The 5,368-nt window shown below is 39.5% G+C and carries 4 protein-coding genes; all 4 read right to left on the reverse strand.

What is annotated here, in order from left to right; translation table 11 throughout:
• Positions 1-920, reverse strand: a 920-nt coding sequence (locus WD055_06505; protein MEX0849855.1) for a hypothetical protein, incomplete at its 3' end; no start/stop codon positions are given.
• A gap of 75 nt (positions 921-995) precedes the next feature.
• Positions 996-2,639, reverse strand: a complete 1,644-nt coding sequence (locus WD055_06510; protein MEX0849856.1) for a WD40 repeat domain-containing protein — start codon at positions 2,637-2,639, stop codon at positions 996-998.
• Between the two features lie 33 nt (positions 2,640-2,672).
• Complete coding sequence (locus WD055_06515) at positions 2,673-4,157, reverse strand: WD40 repeat domain-containing protein (GenBank protein MEX0849857.1); 1,485 nt, start codon at positions 4,155-4,157, stop codon at positions 2,673-2,675.
• Between the two features lie 12 nt (positions 4,158-4,169).
• The coding region (locus WD055_06520; protein MEX0849858.1) for a WD40 repeat domain-containing protein at positions 4,170-5,368 on the reverse strand (1,199 nt) is incomplete at its 5' end.

Genomic DNA, 5,368 nt, shown 5'->3' on the forward strand with positions numbered 1-5,368 from the left:
GTTCTATCATCTGATGCTGATACAATCTGTTTACCATCCGGACTAAATACTGCTGAACTAACATACTCATCATGACCTTCTAAAGTATGCAAACAATCACCAGTGTCAATATCCCATATGCGCACGGTTTCATCCAATGATGCTGATACAATCTGTTTGCCATCAGGACTGAATGATGCTACTGAAAGAAACCGACCAATAGAACCTCGTAATATATGCAGACATGCACCGGTATCAGTATACCGTATGCGCACTGTTCTATCACGTGAGGCTGATGCCTCCTGTTTGCCATCCGGACTAACTGCTAACAAAACAGAATCATCATGACCTTTCAAAACAGTCTGCTGAAGACCACATAAGCCAAGCAAAGCTTTATTGATCCTACTGTGCATAATCGGCAATGATAATTGAAGCGGTAAATGATCAAAGTCAATATCTGTTTTTGCAATCAACTGTTTACAGACTTTTTGCACTGATGGAACACGCAGGTAATCAGCTTTTTGATAAAGTGCCAACAGATCTTTGCGTGCCTGTTTTTTTTGTTCATGATCAGAAATGTATTGCGCCAAATGCTTATGCATTTCATCTTTACTTTCCACATTGAGCAAATAAAGAAACCGTTTTGCTTGAGGCTGAGTAAGCCCGTTGAAAATGTGATGCTGAGCAATGCTTTGCACAAAATCAGTGAATACAGTTTTGTGATCTTCATAGCTAAAACTCTGACACATCTTTCTAAACGTTCCACATTTGTTTAAAACAACAGGGTCAAATGACAATGGTTTGTCATCTAATCTAATGGTAATTAACTCTGCAGTTGGATCAGCACATCTCATTCTTTTAGCTTCAGGCTCTTGAACATCCGGCCCATCTGCTGCAAAAGCTGATAATACAAACAAGCTACTCAATACTATTTTTTTCATGGTGATCCTCTTAATTAACTTTTCGAAAAACGTTTATCTTTGAGCAATGCTAATAATGCACGTTGATCATGATAGCTATTTTTTTTCACTAAATAAAGGTTTATCTTTGAGCAATGCACATACTGCATGTTGATCATATCTATCAAGAATTTTTTGATCATCTTCTATCGGCTGATAAACTGTTTTTTCCTGCCAAGATATACGTGCTTTATCAAGTAATTGAATAAGCTCATAAGGACATTGCTTTAACCACTTTTTATAATCCCGCCATATGCGCACAGTTTTATCAGATGATGCTGATGCAATCTGTTTACCATCAGGACTGAATGCTACTGATTTCACCCAACCGGTGTAACCTCTCAAAATATGCTTACAATCACCTGTTTGAGCATTCCATATACGCACAGTTTTATCCCATGAGGCTGATGCAATCTGTTTGCCATCAGGACTAAACCCTGCTGAACTAACTCTACGAGTATGACCCTGTAATATATGCAGACATGCACCGGTGTCAGTATCCCATATGCGCACGGTTTCATCATCTGATGCTGATGCAATCTGTTTGCCATCAGGACTAAATACTGCTGAATTAACCCAACGATCATGACCTTGTAATATATGCAGACATGCACCGGTGTCAGTATCCCATATACGCACTGTTTTATCCCATGAGGCTGATGCAATCTTTTTGCCATCAGGACTAAATGCTGCTGAATTCACAAAACTGGTATGACCTCGTAACGTACGCAAACATGCACCTGTTTGAGCACCCCATATACGCACGGTTTTATCCCATGAGGCTGATGCAATATGTTTACCGTCTGGACTGAATGCTGCTGAAGTAACATCAAGAGTATGACCTTGTAATGTCTGCAGACATGCACCGGTGTCAGTATCCCATATGCGCACGGTTTCATCCCATGAGGCTGATGCAATCTGTTTACTATCCGGACTAAATACTGCTGAACTAACTCTACGAGTATGACCCTGTAATATATGCAGACATACACCGGCATCAACATCCCATATACGCACGGTTGCATCATCTGATGCTGATGCAATCTGTTTGCCATCTGGACTAAATACTGCTGAATTAACCCAACGATCATGACCTTTCAAAACAGTCTGCTGATAACCAAGATAATCAAACAAAGCTTTATTGATCCTACTGCACATAATTGGCAATGATAATTGAGGCGGTAAATGATCAAAGTCAATATCTGTTTTTGCAATCAACTGTTTACAAGCTCTTTGCACTAAGGAAGCGTTCATATGATCAGCTTTTTGATAAAGTGCCAACAGATCTTCGCATACCTGTTCTTTTTGTTCTTCTTTTTTATCTTCATGATCAGAAATGTGTTGCGCCAAATGCTTATGCATTTCATCCGTACTTTCCACATTGAGTAGATAAAGAAACCGTTTTGCTTGAGAATGAGTAAGTCCTTTAAAGATGTGATCTTGCGCAATGCTTTGCACAAGATCAGTGGGTATAGTTTTGTGATCTTTATGACCAAAATCCTTGCACATCTCTCTGAACGTTCCACATTTGTTTAAAACAACAGAGTCAAATGACAATGGTTTATCATCTAATCTAATGGTAATTAACTCTGCAGTTGGATCAGCACATCTCATTCTTTTAGCTTCAGGCTCTTGAACATCCGGCCCATCTGCTGCAAAAGCTGATAATACAAACAAGCTACTCAATACTATTTTTTTCATGGTGATCCTCTTAATTAACTTTTCGAAAAACGTTTATCTTTGAGCAATGCAAATAGTGCATAATGCAAATAGTGCATAGAGCAATGCAAATGGTGCATGTTGATCATAATAGCTATTTTTTTCACTAAATAAACGTTTATCTTTGAGCAATGCACATGTTGCATGTTGAGCATATCTATCAACAATCTTTTGATCATTTTCTGTTGGCTGATAAACTGTTTTTTTCTGCCAAGATATACGTGCTTTATCAAGTAATTGAATAAGCTCATAAGGACATTGCTTTAACCACTTTTTATAATCCCGCCATATGCGCACAGTTTTATCAGATGATGCCGATGCAATCTGTTTACCATCCGGACTAAACACTGCTGAATACACCCAACCGGTATGACCTCTCAAAGTATGCAGACAGTCACCTGTTTGAGCATCCCATATTTGAGCATCCCATATACGCACCGTATAATCCAGTGAGTTTGATACAATCTGTTTACCATCAGGACTAAATGCTGCTGATCTCACCCAACCGGTATGGCCTCGTAACGTATGCAGACATGCACCGGTGTCAGTATCCCATATACGCACGGTTCTATCCCATGATGTTGATGCAATCTGTTTACCATCCGGACTGAATGCTGCTGATTTCACACCACGAGCATGACCTTGTAAAGTATGCAAACAGTCACCTGCTTGTACATTCCATATACGCACTGTATTATCCCATGAGGCTGATGCAATCTTTTTGCCATCAGGACTAAATGCTGCTGAATTCACATAACGAGTATGACCTCGTAATGTATGCAAACAGTCACCTGTTTGTGCATTCCATATACGCACTGTATTATCACCTGATGCTGATGCAATCTGTTTACCATCCGGACTAAACACTACTGAACTAACAGTCCAATCATGACCTTTCAAAACAGTCTGCTGAAAACCACATAAACCAAGCAAAGCTTTATTGATCCTACTGTACATAATTGGCAATGATAATTGAGGCGGTAAATGATCAACCTTAATATCTGTTTTTCTAATCAATTTTTTACAAGCTCTTTGCACTAAGGAAGCGTTCATATGATCAGCTTTTTGATAAAGTGCCAACAGATCTTCGCATACCTGTTCTTTTTGTTCTTCTTTTTTATCTTCATGATCAGAAATGTGTTGCGCCAAATGCTTATGCATTTCATCCGTACTTTCCACATTGAGTAGATAAAGAAACCGTTTTGCTTGAGAATGAGTAAGTCCTTTAAAGATGTGATCTTGCGCAATGCTTTGCACAAGATCAGTGGGTATAGTTTTGTGATCTTTATGACCAAAATCCTTGCACATCTCTCTGAACGTTCCACATTTGTTTAAAACAACAGAGTCAAATGACAATGGTTTATCATCTAATCTAATGGTAATTAACTCTGCAGTTGGATCAGCACATCTCATTCTTTTAGCTTCAGGCTCTTGAACATCCGGCCCATCTGCTGCAAAAGCTGATAAACTGATTAAGCTAACAATAACTATTTTTTTCATTAAAATCTCCATTTAACCTTCCGAACTATCGATGTTGAATAAACGTTCATCCTTGAGCAATACTAATAGTGCATGTTGGTCATATTCATCAATAATCTTTTGATCATCTTCTGTCAGCTGATAAGCTGTTTTTTCCTGCCAAGATATACGTGCTTTATCAAGTAATTGAATAAGCTCATAAGGACATAGCTTTAACCACTTTTTATAATCCCGCCAGATACGCACTGTTTTATCATCTGATGCCGATACAATCTGTTTGCCATCCGGACTGAATGCTGCTGAATTCACACCATAAGTATGACCTTGTAATATATGACCTTGTAATATATGCAGACATGCACCGGTATCAGTATCCCATATGCGCACTGTATTATCATCTGATGCTGATACAATCTGTTTACCATCCGGACTGAATGCTGCTGAACTCACTGTATGAGTATGACCTTGTAATATATGCAGACATGCACCGGTGTCAGTATCCCATATGCGCACGGTGGCATCCCATGAGGCTGATGCAATCTGTTTACCATCAGGACTAAACGCCGCTGAATTAACCCAACCAGTATGACCTTGTAACGTATGCAGACATACACCGGTATCAATATCCCATATACGCACGGTTCTATCCCATGAGCCTGATGCAATCTGTTTACCATCAGGACTGAACATTGCTGAACTAACCCAACTAGTATGACCTTGTAACGTATGCAGACATGCACCGGTATCAATATCCCATATACGCACGGTTCTATCACGTGATGCTGATACAATCTGTTTGCCATCCGGACTGAATGCTGCTGAATCCACATCACGAATGTGACCTTGTAACGTATGCAAACATGCACCGGTGTCAGTATCCCATATACGCACGGTTCTATCACGTGATGCTGATACAATCTGTTTACCATCCGGACTGAATGCTGCTGATCTCACCCAATAAGTATGACCTTGTAATGTATGCAGACATGCACCGGTATCAATATCCCATATACGCACGGTTCTATCCCATGAGCCTGATGCAATCTGTTTACCATCAGGACTAAACGCCGCTGAATTAACCACACAATTATGACCTTTCAAAATAGTCTGCTGAAGACCACATAAATCAAGCAAAGCTTCGTTCACCCTACTGCACATAATTGGCAATGATAATTGAAGCGGTAAATGATCAACCTTAATATCTGTTTTTCTAATCAATTTTTTACAAGCTC

This window comes from Candidatus Dependentiae bacterium (genome assembly GCA_040878395.1).
GTDB lineage: Bacteria > Babelota > Babeliae > Babelales > Vermiphilaceae > JAKBEL01.

Bases quoted from the DNA above. Each gene is read 5' to 3' on its own strand.
- WD055_06510 (MEX0849856.1), bottom strand. From the start codon at position 2,639: ATGAAAAAAATAGTATTGAGTAGCTTGTTTGTATTATCAGCTTTTGCA.
- WD055_06515 (MEX0849857.1), bottom strand. From the start codon at position 4,157: ATGAAAAAAATAGTTATTGTTAGCTTAATCAGTTTATCAGCTTTTGCA.